This is a genomic window from Legionella bozemanae (assembly GCF_900450575.1).
Lineage (GTDB): Bacteria > Pseudomonadota > Gammaproteobacteria > Legionellales > Legionellaceae > Legionella > Legionella bozemanae.
The window spans coordinates 632,461-647,870 of the sequence record NZ_UGGY01000001.1 but is presented as its reverse complement, the minus strand read 5'-3'; the positions used below and the strand labels follow the sequence as shown (position 1 = coordinate 647,870).

Sequence of the window (15,410 nt, the reverse complement as noted above, 5' to 3'; positions counted from 1 at the left end):
TGAGTCAAAGGCGGTTTAGTCTTCGCCTCCCTGTGGGATTATCCCTTTTTTCGCCGCTCATGAAACACATAATACAAACCGGGCAATACTAAAAGCGTCAGAAAAGTCGATGAAATAATTCCCCCAATCACCACCGTCGCCAAAGGTCGTTGCACTTCAGAGCCAGTGCCTGTTGCCAGTGCCATTGGCACAAATCCCAAAGAGGCCACTAATGCCGTCATAAGGACCGGTCTGAGTCGAGCCAGTGACCCTTGCAATACAGCATCTTTTAAATAAAATTTTTGCTGTTCATGAAGCTTATTGATAAATGTAATCATCACAAGGCCGTTGAGCACCGCCACCCCTGATAAGGCAATAAACCCGACACCTGCCGAAATAGATAATGGGATATCCCGGATCCACAAAGCAAAAACACCGCCAGTTAAAGCCAAAGGAATGCCTGTAAACACAAGCAATGCATCTCTTGCCCTGCCAAAACTCATAAATAGTAATAAGAAAATGCCAAGTAGCGTCACGGGTACTACAATCTGTAATCGTTGTGAGGCAGATTGCAATTGCTCAAACTGTCCACCCCAGTCTATCCAATAACCACTAGGTATTTTAACGTTCTGTTCAATGCGCAGTTTTGCATTATTCACAAAGGTACTTAAATCACTACCTCGAACATTGGCACTAACCACCACTCTACGTTTGCCCATTTCACGACTAATTTGATTGGGTCCTTCACTTCGTACCATTTTCGCGACTTCACTTAAGGGAATAAAATGCCGCTCACTGTCTTTAGATGGAGGAAGTGGTACAAAAACTTCACGCAATACATCAGGATCATTGCGGAAAGACTCAGGTAATCGTACCACGATATCAAAACGCTTATCCCCTTCAAAAAGCTCACCACCCTTTTTCCCGCCGGTAGCAATCACAATGGCATCTTGCACAGCGCCAACTTGCAAACCGTAACGCGCCAAAGTATCGCGATTAATTACCACCGTCCAAAGAGGTAATCCACTCACTTGTTCGATTTTGACATCTGCCGCTCCGGGTACTTTTTTAAGTTGTGTACTGATGTTTTCTGCGATCTCCAATAAAGTATTCATATCATCTCCAAATACTTTGACCGCGACATCACTACGAACCCCCGAGATCAGTTCATTAAAACGCATTTGAATGGGTTGAGTAAATTCATAATTATTTCCTGGAATTTGCCTCACTGCATTTTCAATTTCCTGTACCAGTTCCTGCTTGGGCTTTTTGGGATTAGCCCAATCTTTTCGCTTTTTTAGAATAATAAAGGTATCGGCAACATTAGGTGGCATCGGATCGGTGGCTACCTCTGCGGTTCCTAATTTTGCAAATACCGCTTTGACCTCTGGAAATTGTTTCACCCTCTGTTCAACCAAATCCTGCATGGCGATGGCTTGAGTCAAACTTGTCCCAGGAATACGCATGGCATGCATGGCAATATCACCTTCATCAAGGCTTGGAATAAATTCGCCGCCCATACGCGATGCAATAAACAAACTCAATACAACTAAGACAACGGCAGCCCCTATAACCCAACGCCGCGCATGAAAAGATCGCCGCAAAACACGTGCATAGCCAATTGAAAGATAATGCACCAGCCAATTTTCTTTTTCCTGAACACGTCCTCGCAAAAAAATTGCAATTGCTGCTGGTACAAAAGTAAGTGCGAATAACATCGAGGACATGAGGGCAATAATCACGGTTTCTGCCATAGGCAAAAACATTTTGCCCTCCACACCCGTTAATGTCAGAATAGGAAGATACACAACGGTAATAATAAAAACCCCAAAAATACTGGGCCGAATGACTTCGGTGGTGGCATAAGAAATCACTTTTAAACGCTCTTCAAGCGTTAATAGTCGTTGTGCATTATGTTGCTTTTCCCCTAAATGCTTGATGCAGTTTTCTACGATAATCACCGCACCATCTACTATCAATCCAAAATCCAGCGCACCTAAACTCATAAGGTTCGCACTGATTTTATTAGTCACCATGCCCGTGATGGTCATTAACATGGATAAGGGGATGACCATAGCAGTAATCAATGCAGCACGAATATTCCCTAAAAATAAAAAAAGAATAATGCAAACGAGCAGTGCACCTTCAAGTAAATTGTTTTTAACCGTGTTGATCGTTGCATTAACCAGCAAAGTGCGATTATAAACAATAACGGCCTCAACGCCTTCAGGAAGTGACTTGTTGATTTCTTTCATCTTCTCAGCAACCCGCTCAGAAACCGTTCTACTGTTTTCGCCCATCAACATGAACACGGTACCCAAAACCACTTCCTGGCCATTTTCTGTAGCAGCCCCTGTACGTAGTTCTTTGCCGAAGACAACTTTCGCTACATCCCTCATGCGGATTGGAGTTCCTTCAAAGTTGGCAATCACAATGTTTTCAATATCAGGAATGTCTTTTACTTGTCCAGGAACACGAATCAGATTTTGTTCTCCATTGCGCTCTATATAGCCTGCACCAACGTTGGCATTATTCCGCTGGAGTGCTTCAAGCACATCGTTTAAACTCAGGTTGTAACGCACAAGCTTTGAGGGAACGGGCGTAATATGGAATTGTTTTGCATAACCGCCAATCGTATTGACCTCCGCAACCCCTTCTACATTGCGCAATTGCGGCTTAATAATCCAATCTTGAATGGTGCGAAGTCCCGTGGGGTTATAGCGTTGACTTTTAGGCACATTAGGTTTATTCGTCACCGTATACATAAAAATTTCACCAAGACCTGTAGAAATAGGTCCTAATGTAGTTTCAGACTCTGGCGGCAATTTATCTTTAACTTCTTGTAAGCGCTCATTAATAAGCTGTCTTGCAAAATAAATATTAGTTCCGTCTTTAAAAACCACAGTCACTTGAGACAATCCATACCTAGATAAAGACCGGGTATAATCGAGATTGGGAAGGCCGCTAAGAGCTAATTCAATAGGAAAAGTGATTCGCTGTTCTACCTCAAAAGGCGAGTATCCAGAGGCTGCTGTATTAATTTGCACCTGAACATTGGTAATGTCAGGTACGGCATCAATAGGAAGCTTTTGATAATTATAAACACCAAACGAAGCAATAATCACTGTAAACAACAGAATAAACCAACGATGTTTTAAAGAAAAACGTATTATTTTTTCCAGCATCTCTAATCCTTAGTGCTCATGGCTTGCGCCTTCCTTACCCAGCTCCGCCTTTAGATAAAAGCTGTTTTTAGTTACATAATGCTGGCCTGCATCAAGCCCGGATAGAACCTCAACCCATTGTTTGTCTCGTTGGCCAAGTTCTACAGGTGTCGCTTCGAAATAATCGCCTTGTTGGACAAATACTACGTCTTGGTCGCCCATGCGTTGCAATGCCGTAAGAAGCACCGCTACCGGCACGGTTTTTTCTTTAATAATAATATAACCGTTGACATACATGCCGGGAATCCACAAGCGCTGCTCATTGGGTAAGACTGCACGTGCCAAAGTGGTTTGACTGTCTTCTATCCCAAGAGGTGCGATGTAGGAGATATAACTTGTCGTTTTTGGTTTTCCTTCATCACCAATTACATCAATAGTCATTCCCTTTTTTACTAGCGGAGTTTCTTTGCGATATAAGGTAAAGTCAGCCCATACGTTGGTTAAATTCGCCACATCATAAATGGGTTTATTATTTTGCGCTAGTTCGCCATTGGTTGCATATTTTTGTACTATAGTTCCTGTGATAGGTGCATTTATGTTGTAATTTTGTAAGCTTTCATTGCTTTCAATTGTCGCCAATAAATCGCCTTTAATCACTTCATCGCCTAAGTTTTTATTCATCAGTTTAATAATGCCTGCATAGCGAGCATAGATGGGGGCCATAGTATCGCGATTAGGCGCAATTTTTCCCACTACTTTTAATTGAGTTTTAATGGTTTGGCTTTCTGCTTTTTCGGTTTGTATATTTGCGGCTTGAAGTATGGCAGGAACTAATTTAAGCCGTCCCTCATAAGTGTTATATTGCCAATTGTAGGATTTTTCTGAAATCCGTAATTGAAGGGACACATCAAATGAATGAGGCTCTTTAATCATCTGATTGCTTTGTAAAAAATTCTCAACCGGCCTAAATGTAATAACCTCCTTCTTTCCATTAAATCGGGTTAATTCTGCAGTAAGTTGCGATGAATTAGGAGAAATTGTTTTTCCTTCTTGATAAAGATAGGCACGAAAATGGGGTGGCATCCCGCGTTCAAAGAGGAGCAACTCAAGGGTTATACTGTCTTTTTTAAAAAGACGACCTCCTTGTGGACCTTTTTCAAACTCTTCTTGAGCCTCGCTCTGTTGGTTATCATCTTCTGACCCAAACACCATGGGAGTAACTATTGTTGATAAAAAGATAATTAAGAAGAACAAGGTGACGAATTTTTTTATAAGTTTCATTTACTTTCCTTTGTCGGATGTAACCCTAAAAGACCAGTCAATTGAATGAGCGCTTTATGAAAATCGGCATGAGCTTGCTGGTAATGACGCTCTTCTTCGTATAAATTATTTAACGAAGTGGATAATTCAATATAGGTATATCGCCCCATTTGATAACCATCTTGGGCGAGCTTAATTGATTTGCGCGCTAAAGGCAGCAGAGATTTTGTCACCAATTGTGCCTCAAACTTAGCTTGCTGCGCCTGTAAAAAGGCATTGTATGCATTTTGACGTACCTCAAGACGCGTCCCTTGAAACTCATAGGTTGTTTGGGAGTATTGTGCTTCCGCAGTCAAAATCTTCCCCTGATTGCGGTTATAAACAGGTGCATCTGCAAAGACGGACATTACCGCAGCATTACTGTCGTCATCCTCAAAATGCCGACCACCCAATTGAATGTTTAAATCAGGCCATACTGATTTTTTAGCCGCAGTAATGGCGGCGCGCTTAGCTTGCAATTGCAGCTGCATTTGCAGCATTTGCGGGCTTTGCGGTACTTTTTTCAACAACTCAGACCAGTTTAACTCCACATCGGGCAAGCCTTTGTCAACCAAAGGTCTGTCCACACGTAAGCCATTACCCAGTAACCGTGCCAATTTTGCCCGTAAGAAGAGCGCATCACGCCCTGCTTTTTGCTCTTGAATACGTGCGTCCCCCAAGCGAATTTGCGCTAAGCGCAAATCAAGCTCCGCACCTACCCCGGCTTTAACTCGTTTATCGATGGCAGTCACAATATCCTGATTCAAGCGAACAAGTTTTTGGGTCACCTGATGCCATTGAACTGCATAAAATGCATCGACATAAGCACCTCCTACAGCCATATACAATGATGCTTTCTGAACATTTATTTGAGCTAGAGATGCTAAATAATCTGCATAGGTTGCTTTTTTCAGATACTTAAGACGACCGCCTAAAGGAATGGGTTGTGTTATAGATGCGGTCGTTTCTGCGGCCTCATAACTTGAATAACTTCCAGACCCGCCAAAATTTTCCGCAGTTAAGGTTAGCTGGGGATTAGGATACAAGCCACTTTGAATAAAGGCACCACGCATGGCTTGTGCTTTATCCATTTCTGCTTGTAACTCAGGATTATTGCGACTGGCAATTTCCAATGCCTCTCGAAAAGTCAAGGGTGTTGCCTGCACTTCCGCAAACATAAAGCCTAGCAACAGTGTCATTGATAATTTAATGAAAAAACGCATTCCCTTCCTTCTCTCATCCCCATTTAACTTATTGTACACCATGGATTATTAATTTTTATTTGCCCTGTACGTTTGCAGCATGCTACTTTAATCATAATAACTGATATCGCAGGGAGAAAGTAGCCAAAATTTGGCTCATTTCCCATGAATAATTATAATTAAACTTATATGACTCGTTTTTTATCCCTTCTTTTTTTATTACTCACACTTCCAGTTAAGGCCCAGCCGTTAATCATCGGCATAGTTAATAATGATCCACCGTTTGCCTTGCAGGCCAGCACGAGTCATTATTTTGGATTTGATATTGAGCTGATGAGTTCTATCTGCCAAGAAATGAACGTAGAGTGCCAATTTAAGCCAATGGTCTTCAATGCACTTTTTAGCGAAATCAACAAGGGAAATATTGATCTAGCTATTGCAGCCATTACCATTACCAATGAAAGACAACACCAATTTCTTTTTAGCCTCCCCTACTTAAGCAGTCAAGGAAGTTTTATCATACGAAAGAACAGTAAAATAAAGACAATAAAGCAATTGGCAAATAAAACGATAGGAATCACTACGGGCGCAGTCTTTAGACATTGGATAAATCAATACTTACCCCAAGCTATTATCAAAGAATACCCAACTACCGAACAATTATTAAGTGCGTTAAATCAAAAACATGTGGACAGCATCTTAATGGATGATTTTTCCACTGATTATTGGGTGAGCAATAATCCGTCTTCCTTTAAAGGAATTGGTAAACCCTTTGCAATTGGGATAGGCTATGGAATTATGGCAAAACTTGGCTCTTTGCCCCGAATAAATGGTGTAAACACTGCAATAACAAAAATTCAAGACAACGGAATATTTCTCTCACTTTATAGAAAATATTTCCATACAATACCCATGCATGATTAGCCTAATACCCTTTTGTCAAAATAATTAATAAGTTAGGATGTCTATTTATAGTCATTTTAAACTCAAAGACTTTAGTAGCTCTATGTAATACCTATTAAAGAACTATTTCCATAGTCCATAAAAAATGAAATGACCAGGTTTCAAGAAATTGACTTTTTAAATCTTTTGCTACGCTTTAAGGATAATTTTCCAACTCAAACTCCTTGAATTGGAAAGACATTTTGTTAGCCTTCTTTTAATTCAGTAAATTTTCCCATAGCTGCCTTTTGTAACTGTTCAAAATCATCTTGAGTAAACTTAAGTAGTTCTACAGACATATTTTTAATTAATGCATTCATCTGAATAATTAATTGTTGGCAATGTTGTTCAATTAAATTGGGGCCTTGCTGCCTCTCATTCCAATGTTGCATACCAATATGAATTAATTGATTAATTATACTCGACATGGAATCATCATACTGCGCCGCTAGTGATGAAATACGGTTGTGTAGATTATCAGACAATGAAATCGTTAATCGTGACATGGCTTTCTCCAATTTATAGCTCTAATTCTTTGATAAAATTTTTGGTTTTTTCAATAAATACTTTGCCACTCTCATCTTTAGTGAAAGAGAGCTCCTCAATTTTATTTAATTGTCTCAATGAGTTTATTCGTTCATTTTGCAATTCAAATTGAATCTTTTTATCAATAGCCGGCTTAATGGAAAATTGATGATTATGTGTAAAACGCGATACATGTTGATTTAATTTGTGACTAGAAATCACATCCAGTGAAGCACGCTTTTCATCTGAGTTTTTTTGAATCGCCTGAACCAATTGCTCTTTATTGTCCGTCACCAAAGTCATTCCATGAATAGCCCTGGAAATTTGTACATAAAAATTTTTCATGGTCGCACTAAAGCGGTGATAGGATTCCATAAGGCCAATTCCATAAGGCGCGTCTTTTCCTTGAACTTTGTAATTAGTAAGAACATAACTGTAATCAAGATGGTTTAAGGCTGGATGCGCTTTTTGAATACTAAAAATTGCTCCTTCTTGATTTTTAAACACAATGTCATGTTCTTTGATTTCATGCACTTTGGCGCATTGCCCATTGCGAAGATCTAATTCTTTAAAATTGCGCGTCCACATCACTTTATCGCCTTTAAGAAGCTCCAATTCCTTGGCTTGATACAATTCAATAATGCGCTCAAAAGGACCGCTATGGGTTTTATAAGCAGGAAGATTTTTAAGAGGAAAGTTGAAAGATTTTCCCTCCGTATTAATCAAAAGAAGTACATTATCCCTATAATGCTTTTTGGTCATTTGCCCTACAGTAAAATAAGCTCCCTGCTTAATACCCTTGTTAAAGTTTTGATTAAAACGTACAACATCTCCTTTCTGGTAGTAAGAAACAAATCGTTGCTGTACCGCTTCAATGGATTTGGGATGCAAAACTTTTTGAATAAGAGCATCTCCGTTTAAACTGCTTTCTTGTTTTAAACCTCCTCGAAGAATTTGAGTAATGGCTTTCCTATTAGCATGGGTTGGTGCAAATAAAAGTGTTTCATCGCGTTGCTTTGGTGATAAAGACAGCCAATGCTCTGCAATCCATTGGATTCGCTTTTCATATGTAGGTAGTATTTGCACATTAAGCCTTTCTATTGCACCTTGAACATCCCCTTTCGTAGCACAAATCACTGCTTCTTTAGCTTTTTGATTTTGCTGCCGTACAATTTCATCCATTACCGATGTTTCAATGCCATAGTCTTGGGCAAGGCTAAAAATACGCCCTGTGTTCACACTGGGGAGTTGCGCTTTATCCCCTACCAATATAAGACGCGCACCGGTGCGTTCAATTTGCTTCAACAGCTCATGACCTTGGTGAGAAGAAAGCATGGAGGCTTCATCGACTATAAAGAGCGTTTTAAATAAAGAACCCGTCGGAGCTTCTTTTAATTCTTGATGTACAATTGGAAAAACATCGGTACGAATACCTGCTTTAGTCTGTAATTCGTGCGCTGCAGAGCTTGCAACGGTAATTCCTCGTAGCATATAGCCTTTCTCTTCAATTAAAGTCTTGGCTTCTGCAAGCATCGAGGTTTTTGCAACTCCTGCAAAACCTTGAATGGCGCTAAAACGGTCTTGGGAAGTAAGTAACGCAATCATCGACTGTTTTTGTGACTGGGTCATAGGATAGATTAAATAGCTTGCCCGTTTTTGTTGAAAAGACTTTATGTGTTGGCGTGAAGCAATTGCAGGAACCACTCCTTTATTGTGTTCAATCCGCGCAATTGTTTCTGCCTCAAGGGTTAAAAGCCACGGGGTGGTATACACCGTTTGTTGGGTTTCCGGACATTTGGCTTCATAAAGTGTTTGTGCTTTGTTTTCCTGCTCAATGGCTGCAAGAAGCTCCTTTTGTGTAATCGATTGAGGTGCAATTAAGCTGTGTTTCATGGATTCTGTCAGGAGTTGGCGCTCACTAAAAAAAGCAGTGCGTTGGCTTAGCCTTTCAACAGCAACATGCACACAGGCACGTGCAGCATCAAGTTCTGAGGTATTTTGTTTTTTAAAGTGATTGATTAGGTTATGTACTTTTTCTTTAAGTGCAGAAAAGAAACTGTTTGTCTCAAGTTGTTGATTCCGATTTTTTAAAAATTCATGTGCATCAAACCCCAATGTATGAGCTCGTTCCTGCCATTCTTGCTTCAGTACATGAATATCCTGCTCTTCCTTATTCTGGCGAGTAAGCAAATTAGCTGCCGAAGCACTTTTAGCCCCTGACCAGCCCTTCTCGCTTAAATGCGCTTCAATCTCCCCCCTTCTTCTGGAAAACGCGCGTAACACATCCTCTGGAATCCCATCAATTTCAAATAACCCATCTCCGCTCAAACGAAGAGAAAATCCGGCTTCTTTTAAGGAATTAGCTAAGTGCTGTCGATAAATTAAACCACAATAATGTGCATTATTTTGGATTTGCTCGAGCACTCCTTTGTTTCTTGAGGGGTCACTTGCTAAGGACTTAAATTTTCCATTGTGAAAGGTAAGATTCATCGTGACACAATGAGTGTGTAGTGCCGGGTCGTTGGCACGCGAACTGGGTTGCCTAAACGCAGCAACACATAAATTATCCGTCTTCTCAAAAATAATCGCTTCATCACGAACACTTCGTGTTTGGGAAAACTCTTTCTCAATTTGCGAAATGGCATACTGAACTGCTTGGTCATGAAAAGAAATCAGCTCTGGTGCTACTCCAAGTCCCACCAGCAGTGAAACGCTTTTAGGGGCTGAAAAGGTCATATCAAAACCTGGGCGATGTACCCCTTGGCGATTTTGCAGTTTTTGGCCATTAGGTAAGGCTCCTTCTAAAAGTGCTAGCATCTCTTCTTTTTCAACCATGCCGCTTAACTTTAAATGTTCGGCTGCTTTTCCCAGCCACTGCATGGCTGTGGCATCACCAGTGTAATAGTTAAATGCTGCAGTATAATAGTCTGCGGCTCCTTGAGCTGATTTTAAGGGTTGTACACTGAGCATAGGCTTAATCCATGTATTCAATTAAATGAGATTTTTTGTTCTTTTGAACGAGTTCTTCACCCTTTTGGTTTATCAACTTGGGGTTAGTTTCTACTGTTTCTTCTCTGTTCAACGCTTCAGGAATCGTGCGCTCGATATAACCAGAACAGTGTTTCGGACGTTGATTGAGCTTAAGGGATAACTGGGTGACCGGATAAGGACCAGGAAGCCGTACGAAACAATGCAAATCCTGAAGCTCCATAAGCTCTGAATAAGCAACAATGGGACGCGTTACTCGCTGGCTTCCTAAAGAAATCCCATCACGAATACTGTTCGCGCCATAGGAATAATTTTCCCGTGACTCCTCGATTTCTTCTTCGCCGAGTTCCTGAGCGACAAGACGCGCCATATCACTGCTTGGACTGCGAAAGAAAAAACGCGTATTGAGCAAATCAAAAAGCTCGCGCGCCCCGCTTTGTCCATATACTTTGGTGAGCTGAGCAAAGCTTTGCATCCCTAAAAGAAAGCAGCCACCAAATTTGCGTACCTCAGCTATGGTCTCACCCAATAAAGGCAGTTTATGCAAACTGGGTAACTCATCGCAGACAAACCAAATGCGTCGATTTCTGTCGGGAGTTAAACTTAAAAGTGTTAGAGATGCCATGGCAAGCCACATAGACATCAGCGGTTTTAAGGTTTTATGTTGCTCCCCATTAGACGAAATAAAAAACCATCCTTGACGTTGATCATCTAAAATGTAATCCCGAATAGAAAATGAAGGCTTATTCTCATGCTCAAGCCCTAATAGAGACTGCAGGGATTTCAGATAAGTGGTGATAACTGAACGAATGGAAATCGCCGTTTTTTCTATTTTCCCACTGACTAAAGTCGCTGCCGCCGTACCTGCTACATAAGCTTCCAAAGTAGCAAATTCACCCGTTAATAAAAGTCGCAAGAGTTTGTCCAGTGAGCGTTCGGAGTCATGACGCATGGTCGCTGCAACCGATGCAAAGACCGTTCGCGCTGCATTCACCCAAAACGGGTCAGATTCCCCATGCATGGGAATAAGGCTTTCTGCCATATTTTCAAAATCAGAATCGCGAGGTGCTTCAGCCCACATATCCCAATTAGGGCAGCGTACATCAAAGGGATTTAAAACTACATCGCATTCTTCTTGAAAATAATGGGAGATAAAAGAGCATCCCTTATCATAAATAATAACTCTATCTCCGCGTGCACGTAAGACATCCAATATCTTCATGATGAGCTGACTTTTTCCAGTACCTACTGTGCCATGCACTAATAGATGCTGTACTTCACTGCCATAGATTAAAGGAAAGCCATCAATGTGAATGTCTGAATGAACACCATCCTTTAAAATGAGTGCTCTGACTTGCTCAGTTGTATCCATCCTGCTTCCACGAATGAATTGATGCTTGCTTTGTTCCTTACCTCGGCGAATAAAATAAATACCAAGCACTATCCCCAGCAAAAATGCAACAGCAAAAGCTCCTAATGCGGATTGCCCCATGAGCCGGGTTATTTCATAAGCATTTTCTTTGTAATAGGGGTAATTGAGAATTTGCTGGACGTTTTGTAAATAGGTTTTGCCATGAAAAGAAAGATGAAAAACATGACTTTGACCCACACCATTTAAAAATTGCGCCCAATAATAAGCATACACATGGTGTAGTTTTTCAAAAGAGGTCACACTCCAAATAATAAGCCCCGTGAGTACCACCCATAAAAACAGACAAATCAATACCAAGGATTTAGTGATTTGATCCCACATCCTTAAGTTATGGAAACTGATTTGCCCACCCCGCGTATAGTGTTTAAAATTAGGCTCATTTTGCATGATGTTTCTTCCTCTACCTTTTTTCAGGCAAAGCAGTGGCTACCACTGCATGTTGTTCTGGTTGTTAATTGGTTATTTTGTTTTTTATTGGGTCATCGAAGAATTTAAGTACCCTTTTTTCCCTTTTTGAAAAAACTCATGTATGACTGAAAAAATGAGAATTAACCCAATTCGGTTCATTTCCATGTTCACCACGAAATAGGTAATCACAAGACTTCCAAAAAATGCTATGCCCACCAAGAAAAAAATGGCAGCAGACTCTCCATAACTTGCAAACATCGCGCAGAACACAGCAAAACTACCGAAGAACAGATAGGCGATGTGCTTTAATTTTTGAGTCAGTATTCGGCCTGTTTTTAATCGGTCTTCCAAATAAAAACGCACAAGAATGCGGAAATTTAAGGCTTGAGTGAGTAATAGCATGGAGCCTAAACTCATAAAAAATGCCATAAGCACGGACTCTTCGACAATTTGCGATACAGCCTCATGCGCAATCGCCTCATTGGACGGGTTATGAACTCCTGCATAAGTCAGTGTGGCTGTGATAATGAGCCAAATTTTCCAAAACCCACTGGCAAATAATTTCAAAAAAGTTCCATAATAAAAGCGGGCAGGAATAATATCGGGATTTAAACTATTGATGAGTTGGACATCCTCATCCAGTGCGAGTTTCAATTCTATTGGGTTCATTTTACTCTCCTTTCGTATGCAGTCCCCAAGTTCTTGGGAGCTTTTCCGTTAAAATCACATTTTTTTGTGCGTCCACCTTTCCTTCGTGTACTGTTTGAACCTCGTTCTCCATTAGATCATGCTGCTCCTTACGAATCAACTGTTCCTGTTGGTTAAGATGCTGTGGCGCTTCTTTAATTTTTTGCTGCACGTTATTGGGTAGTGTGTGCATGTTGTTTGCATCAATGCCGAGCTTAAGTTGATGTGCATCGTGTTCGAGTTCGTGTGTGTTTTTTCGATACATTACACCTAACTGGTTTTCTCGACTCTCAAGACCCTGTTTTGCTTGATGATAAAAGGAATCCACATTTTTTTGTTGCTCTTTAGTGCCGAACTCTGCAATTAATTCATCACGCCTGACTGCAATAAACTCATGCCCCAGTTTTTGAAGTTGATTGAGTGCCTGCATATCCCCGGGACGTGCAAAGAGCTCATCGCGAGCCGCTTCTCCAATTCGCTGAGTTACATAGGCAGGAAATGCCTGATTTAAATCCGTATTCACTTGGGCTGAATGCGACTCAATGAAACTTTTCGCTTTGGAAATTCGCGCCGCTTCCAAGCGGTTGGCATCAACATTATGGCTTGCTGATTCTGCTTCGCGTAAATCAGTGCCCATTTGCTTCGAGAGTGATGCGGCTTCAGAATGACTGTCATCCAAATGATGGGTTTGGGAAAAATGCTGCACGTAATTAAGTGCCTTATTAAAATCTTGGGCTTCGCGTGAAGACAAGCTCCCATCCATGCCTTGATGATAACGATTGCTGCTACTTGAAGAACGGTCAAATTTAAGATGTGCATCCCCTCCTGCATGCAACCCCGTTCCCCATTGAGCTAATTTACCAAAAATGCTGCGATTGGTATTGATGCCTGAATGGGCTCCCCAACCACCACTGGTTAAGTGAGTTAATGCATCTTCCTTGCTTACTCCCATACGTTGCGCCACATCTTCGGCTATGTGACTTAAGGTTGAGAGCGCTTTGGAGTATTGGCTTGATTCACTTTCAGAAACTCCTTGACCTAGGCGCATATCATGTCCTTGGAGTTGAGACAGTTGCACTGCACGATGAGCAAAACGTGATAATGCCGATTGATAATGATTGGTTTCATTAAGGGCTGCTTGAGATGATTTTTCATAGGCTTGGTTCAGTGAGGCACTTAAACCTTCGGCAGTGTTTATGGAAACTGCACTTCGGGTCATGCCTGGACTTACATCAAAAATACGCTCACCATTACCGGAAATGGTTTTTAATACCCCACTTCCTAATTGCTCGGTCTGCATTCCATGTAGATGGCTCCAATTGGAATCGTGTTTGTTAGCAGAGAAATTATTGGCCGTGGTGTTATAGAAACTTGTTTGACCTAGGGCAAAAGAGCCGCCGGCAGCTTCTCCTGCCACCGACATGCTCGAGCCTTGCATGTGGCTCATCATAGAGGTTGCGAGATTGCTAAATGCCCCGCCCAAATTGGAAACTAAGCCATGTGATAAAAAGGGAATGAGCATCATCAAATAACCGCAGGCACCAGAAATATCCGCGTGCAACTCATCAATTTGATTGAGATTAACCATGGTAAATTGCCCGTATTCGCCTGAGGATGAAGCGCCATAAATGGTCATGCCTGCATTGAGAATGGCAAAGAGCACTGGCCAAAACTGCAAGGACATAAAAAATTGCAAATAGCCATACAAAATTCGTACCCCACCAGGAAGTGTAGTTAAAGCAATAATTAAAGGGAACACTCCAAATAATAAAAGCGTCAAACACGTATGGGTAATCGGTAAAATCCAAAGTGCTTTTTGCCCGAGCACCTCCCAACTCCAGCGATGCTGCACTTGGGACTTGGTGAACTGTTGATTGACGACACCTGCCGTAGCATCGGTAAAGGCTTGATATTGTCCTATGCCTTCTTTCATGGCATTAATCATCATACTTTGTAAAAAGACATTACTCGCGGAATCGGTAAGCCCCTGATAATAATCAAAAGCAGATTTCAGATGGGTACTGAACAATGCTTCATAGGTTGTATCCTTGGGTTTGCCAAATAAATTGACACCAAAAAAGGTATAGGCCTTTTTAATTTCGCTATCCAGTTTTTTGCGAAGACTAGTTTGTCCGTCGGGTTTGGAGGCTTCAGCACAGGTGACAAGGTTTCCATTCACCGCGAGCATGCGAAGGGGTGAGGCTTTAGCACTGATTAAATCCCAGAGATTGGTGGAATGTGCCAAATCACCCACGGAGTATTTGCGATTCATGCGAATATCCCCTACCACACACACGCGAAAATATTCATTCATCTCTTCTTTAAGTACCGGGTCGATGATGCGAAAACTGGTTGCCGCTTGAATAAGGCGTGAGCCAAACAAAGCTCCTGTTTGGGTGTACTGTAAATCATCAGGCATAGTAAGTAAGGCATCATAACTTTGCGCTAATCCATAACCGATGGTGGTCACAAGACTTGCACTTAACGCAAAGACAACAGGGACGTTATCAACTAATTTAGGGTTTTGGGCAGAAATATCATCGATTAAGACCGAGGTTTTAGGCAAAAGGATGAGATTTACAAACAACACATAACCTAAGAACCAATGGGCAAAGCTCATCGGATTTCTCGTTTTTAAATAACCAACGGTGGCCATAACGATACCTATAAGTGCAGTAATACGCAGTAATCCTAAAAAACTGTCCTGTTTCATAAACGAAGTTACTGCATTAAGCACATGTTGGACGAGTTCGCCACCTGCAAGCACATGAATGGTTATCATCT

At 41.3% G+C, this 15,410-nt stretch carries 9 protein-coding genes; 1 reads left to right on the top strand and 8 read right to left on the bottom strand.

The genetic code is table 11. The annotated features are described in order from the left end of the window. Nucleotides 1-38: 38 nt before the first annotated feature. Genes DY223_RS02795 through DY223_RS02785 form a run of 3 tightly spaced genes read right to left on the bottom strand, consistent with a single transcriptional unit; the run spans nucleotide 39 to nucleotide 5,641 of the window. The gene (locus DY223_RS02795; protein ID WP_115684270.1) at nucleotides 39-3,164 is read right to left on the bottom strand and encodes a CusA/CzcA family heavy metal efflux RND transporter; all 3,126 of its coding nucleotides are present in this window, start codon (nucleotides 3,162-3,164) and stop codon (nucleotides 39-41) included. A 9-nt stretch (nucleotides 3,165-3,173) separates the two neighbouring features. Continuing rightward, complete coding sequence (locus DY223_RS02790) at nucleotides 3,174-4,424, bottom strand: efflux RND transporter periplasmic adaptor subunit (RefSeq protein ID WP_115684269.1); 1,251 nt, start codon at nucleotides 4,422-4,424, stop codon at nucleotides 3,174-3,176. Next, a complete protein-coding gene (locus tag DY223_RS02785) occupies nucleotides 4,421-5,641 on the bottom strand; it encodes a TolC family protein (protein ID WP_409365740.1) in 1,221 nt (406 codons plus the stop codon). Before DY223_RS02785 ends, DY223_RS02790 begins: the two co-directional genes overlap by 4 nt. Nucleotides 5,642-5,833: 192 nt before the next feature. Between DY223_RS02785 and DY223_RS02780 the strand changes: the two genes are divergently transcribed. After that, entirely contained in the window at nucleotides 5,834-6,568 is a 735-nt protein-coding gene (locus tag DY223_RS02780; protein ID WP_082642511.1) for a transporter substrate-binding domain-containing protein, read from the top strand. A 224-nt stretch (nucleotides 6,569-6,792) separates the two neighbouring features. On the opposite strand, the gene DY223_RS19195 is transcribed toward DY223_RS02780, so the two are convergent. From DY223_RS19195 to traG, 5 genes are all read right to left on the bottom strand, one after another. Continuing rightward, nucleotides 6,793-7,092 (bottom strand): hypothetical protein, encoded by a 300-nt coding sequence (locus DY223_RS19195; protein WP_058461035.1) that lies wholly within the window; start codon nucleotides 7,090-7,092, stop codon nucleotides 6,793-6,795. 13 nt (nucleotides 7,093-7,105) lie between these two features. Continuing rightward, nucleotides 7,106-10,081, bottom strand: coding sequence for a MobF family relaxase (mobF, locus tag DY223_RS02770; protein ID WP_058461034.1), 2,976 nt, complete (start codon nucleotides 10,079-10,081; stop codon nucleotides 7,106-7,108). 4 nt (nucleotides 10,082-10,085) lie between these two features. Beyond that, entirely contained in the window at nucleotides 10,086-11,918 is a 1,833-nt protein-coding gene (gene traD / locus DY223_RS02765) for a type IV conjugative transfer system coupling protein TraD (protein ID WP_058461033.1), read from the bottom strand. Between the two features lie 84 nt (nucleotides 11,919-12,002). Then, nucleotides 12,003-12,608 carry a hypothetical protein gene (locus tag DY223_RS02760; RefSeq protein WP_058461032.1) on the bottom strand — a complete coding sequence of 202 codons (606 nt, stop codon included), beginning with the start codon at nucleotides 12,606-12,608 and terminating at the stop codon, nucleotides 12,003-12,005. Between the two features lies 1 nt (nucleotide 12,609). Beyond that, on the bottom strand, nucleotides 12,610-15,408 hold the full coding sequence (gene traG / locus DY223_RS02755; protein WP_058461031.1) for a conjugal transfer mating-pair stabilization protein TraG: 2,799 nt from the start codon (nucleotides 15,406-15,408) through the stop codon (nucleotides 12,610-12,612). Nucleotides 15,409-15,410 lie beyond the last annotated feature (2 nt).